The sequence below is a fragment of the Acidaminococcus sp. BV3L6 genome, assembly GCF_000468835.1.
Lineage (GTDB): Bacteria > Bacillota > Negativicutes > Acidaminococcales > Acidaminococcaceae > Acidaminococcus > Acidaminococcus intestini.
This window is the reverse complement of the sequence record NZ_AWUR01000050.1, coordinates 1-3299: the sequence shown is the minus strand read 5'-3', so window position 1 is coordinate 3299 and position 3299 is coordinate 1. Positions and strand designations below refer to the sequence as shown.

Annotated in this window: 2 protein-coding genes; both read left to right on the top strand. The window is 50.9% G+C overall.

The genetic code is table 11. The annotated features are described in order from the left end of the window. Nucleotides 1-121: 121 nt before the first annotated feature. Nucleotides 122-1852 (top strand): ABC transporter ATP-binding protein/permease, encoded by a 1731-nt coding sequence (locus tag HMPREF1246_RS09340; protein ID WP_021737355.1) that lies wholly within the window; start codon nt 122-124, stop codon nt 1850-1852. 48 nt (nt 1853-1900) lie between these two features. Beyond that, on the top strand, nt 1901-3244 hold the full coding sequence (locus HMPREF1246_RS09335; protein WP_014129086.1) for a sodium:alanine symporter family protein: 1344 nt from the start codon (nt 1901-1903) through the stop codon (nt 3242-3244). Nucleotides 3245-3299 lie beyond the last annotated feature (55 nt).

Genomic DNA, 3299 nt, shown 5'->3' with positions numbered 1-3299 from the left:
ACTTTTTTTAAAAGGAAAACATTTTTTATGATAATAAGAAAATAATTCGAGAAAAGGCTTTATTTTTATATTTTAAAGGATTATAATACCAATATTCGTAATAGTGTAAGGAGACGAACACGTGAAAAAAACAAACGTAACTATTAAACTACTCCATCAAGTTTGGGACCTTACGAAAAGCTATTGGAAAAGCGAGGAAAAAAAGAAGGCCTATGGCCTTCTTTTAGCCATCGTCGTCCTCAATCTGGGCGTTGTCTTTGTTCTTGTCCTATTGAATGAATGGAACAATTCTTTTTATACGGCGCTCCAGGATTACGCTGTGGATGAGATTTTTCACCAACTCTGGCGGTTTACCATCCTTGCTTTTAGTTATATCATCCTTGCTGTCTATGCCTATTATCTGCAGCAGACCCTCATTGTGAACTGGCGCCGCTGGCTGACAAGACGGTATGTGGAGGAGTGGCTGTCTGCCAAGACCTATTACCGGCTCGAAATGTTCGGGAAGGATATGGATAATCCCGACCAGCGCATCAGCGAAGATGTGTCACTTTTTGTGACACGGACCCTCAGTCTTGCCATTGGCCTGATGAAAGCCATCTGTACGCTCCTTTCCTTTATTGTAATTTTGTGGAACCTTTCAGGACCTTTTGCCGTTTCAATCCTAGGAAAAGAGATTTCCATCCCCGGATATATGGTTTGGGTTGCCATCTGCTATGCGGGTCTGGGAACCTTCTTGATCCATAAGGTCGGTCACCGGCTGGTGAATCTTAATTTTGTTCAGCAACGCTATGAAGCCGATTTCCGCTTCAGTATGATGCGTCTTAGGGAAAATGCTGAAAGTGTAGCTTTCTACCATGGGGAACCCCACGAAAAAAGTGTTTTTCTGGAACGGTTTCGCGTCCTTTTGGAAAATTTTTGGAAGATTGTCAAAAAGCAAAAACAGTTGGTATGGCTTAATTCGGGGTATTCCCAGATTGCCATCATCTTTCCTTTTGTGGTGGCCATCCCGCGCTATCTGAGACGGGAACTGACCTTGGGCGGCCTGATGCAGGTCGCGACTGCTTTTGGACGCGTGCAGGATTCCCTATCCTATTTTGTCGATGCCTATGCAACGCTTGCCGAATGGCAGGCGGTTGTGGACCGCTTGACGAGTTTCCGCACCCATTTGGAGGCTGCAGGGATGACAAAGACACAGAACCAGGTCACTCGCACGGTAGGGGACGAAGGAAGGTTGGTCCTGGATCAGTTTGAAGTGGATCTTCCAAGCGGCTCGCCAATCCTAAAGCCCCTGACAATGACCGTTCAAGCAGGCACCCATATCCTTATCCGCGGCACGAGCGGCAGCGGCAAGAGTACTTTCCTGAGGGCTCTTGCCGGCATCTGGCCATTTGCCAAGGGAAAGGTCACCCTTGCCCCGCAGGACCGTCTTATGTTTATCCCCCAGCGACCTTATCTGCCGCTGGGAACGCTTCGGGAAGCTATTGTTTACCCGGGCACTCGGCAGATCTCTGATGACAGGCTCCGCGCCCTCATGGAGGATTGCCGGATTGGCTATCTGGCCAACCACCTTGACGAGGAAGCCGATTGGACCCATGTCTTTTCCGTGGGCGAACAGCAGCGCCTTGCCTTTGTAAGGGCACTCATTTATGAACCAGCTTGGCTCTTCATGGATGAATCAACATCCGCCCTTGACGAGGAGACAGAAAAGGCCATGTATGAGCTTCTTCTGTCCCGCCTTGCCCGGACAACGCTGATCAGTGTGGGACATCGCAGCACCCTTGTCACCTATCATACGGCAGCACTTACTTTACATAAGGAAACGAAGGAAGCGTTTCTCGAACCTCTCCCCTAAAAAGGGAGGGGGCTGCACTCATCTATCTATTTTATTGGAGGGGAAGTCATGAACATTGAACTTTTGAACAGCATCGACAGCTTTGTCTGGGGACCGCCGCTCCTGGTCCTGCTTGTAGGGACAGGGATTTTCCTCACCTTGCGGCTGGGCTTCCTGCAGGTTTCCCGCCTGCCCAAGGCCCTGCAACTCATCTTCAAGGCGGAAAACGCCGGCGAAGGTGACATTGACAGTTTCAAGGCCCTGTGTACAGCCCTTGCAGCCACCGTTGGTACGGGGAATATCGTCGGTGTCGCGACAGCTGTTAAAGCAGGCGGTCCGGGAGCCATCTTCTGGATGTGGATTGCCGCCTTCTTTGGTATGGCAACAAAATACGCGGAAGGTGTCCTTGCTGTCAAATACCGCACGGTCGACGCCAAAGGTCAGATTTCTGGCGGCCCGATGTACTACATTGAGCTGGGTCTGGGGAAAAAGTACAAACCCCTTGCCATAGCCTTCGCTTTCTTTGGAATCCTTGTTGCTTACTTTGGTATCGGGACCTTTGCCCAGGTGAATTCCATCGTTGACATTACCCAGCTCAACGCGGGGATTCCTGTTGCTGGCACAGCGGCCATCCTGACCATCGCTGTTGCTGCTGTAACCTTGGGCGGACTGCAGAGCATTGCTGCCGCTGCAAGCCGGATTGTACCGGCCATGGCCATCCTTTACATGCTGTCTACCATAGGCATCCTGGTTATGTTCCATGACCTGATTCCCATGGCCATCGGGGAAATCTTCCGTGATGCTTTTACGCCGACGGCTGCCCAAGGCGGGTTCCTCGGAGCCACTGTGCTCTTTGCCATGAGAAATGGGATTGCCCGCGGCGTCTTTTCCAATGAATCGGGTCTTGGGTCCGCACCGATCGTTGCAGCTGCCGCTAAGACGGACTGGCCGGCTGAACAGGGGCTGATTTCCATGACGGGAACCTTTATCGATACCATCATCATCTGCACCATGACAGGACTTACGATTGTCATTGGCGGGCTCTGGACTGGGGACCTTAACGGTGCGGCCCTTACCAACGCAACCTTCCTCAAGGCCTATCCGCAGATGGGTGGCTATCTCCTGATGGTCGGCTTGGTCCTGTTCGCGTTTACCACCATCTTGGGATGGAACTACTATGGTGAACGCTGCGTTGAATACCTATTTGGCGTCAAGGGCATCATGCCTTATCGCATTATTTTCATCATCCTCATTGGCCTCGGCGCTTTCTTGAAGCTGGAAGCCATCTGGATCTTGGCTGACATCGTAAATGGTCTCATGGCGATCCCAAACTTGATTGCCCTCCTGGGACTGTCCGGTGCTGTCGTGGCTGAAACAAAACGTTATTTTGCCCATCTGAAGGAAACGGCCTGATGGGGCACTAAAAAGGGGAGAAGGGAGCCTTACGAGCTTTCTTCTTCCTTTTTCT

Coding starts and splice junctions, on each gene's coding strand:
- HMPREF1246_RS09335 (WP_014129086.1), top strand. CDS start 1,901: ATGAACATTGAACTTTTGAACAGCATCGACAGCTTTGTCTGGGGACCG.